Here is a 428-nt window from a genome sequence, read left to right on the forward strand (position 1 = left end):
GCGAGTCCAGGCCGACCCCGACCGAGATCAGGGCCAGCCCTGCGCTGATCCAGGCCAGGAAGGTGCGCTCGTTGGCGAGGCTGAACCGCGCATCCGGCTCGCTGCCGCGGGCGTACACCGAACGGGGGAACCGTGGCCGTGCGCCGTTCTGCTCCACGTGCGACACCCTATGACGGCGAGGTCCGAATAGGCTCGACCCAGCCCGTTCCGTACCGGGCGGACAGGGCGTGACCGATGGCGGCCCCACCGGGATGGAGTGGCCTGCCGGGAGGAGGACGCGATGGCCGACTCACCGCAGGAGTACCTCGACGGCGCCCCGGAAGTGGGGCGTCCGTGGCTGCAGGAGTTCTGGGATCACGTCGCGGCGCGCGCGCCCCGGTCGAACCGGTGATGTTCCGGCAGGTGCCGATGTACCGGTTCCGGGACAG

Annotated in this window: 1 protein-coding gene; it reads right to left on the bottom strand. The window is 71.3% G+C overall.

What is annotated here, in order from left to right:
* Positions 1-157: YidH family protein (locus BN358_RS23115; RefSeq protein WP_157593348.1), on the bottom strand; the 157-nt coding region annotated here is incomplete at its 3' end.
* Positions 158-428: the final 271 nt, after the last annotated feature.

This window comes from Sedimentibacter sp. B4 (genome assembly GCF_000309315.1).
Taxonomy (GTDB): domain Bacteria; phylum Bacillota; class Clostridia; order Tissierellales; family Sedimentibacteraceae; genus Sedimentibacter; species Sedimentibacter saalensis.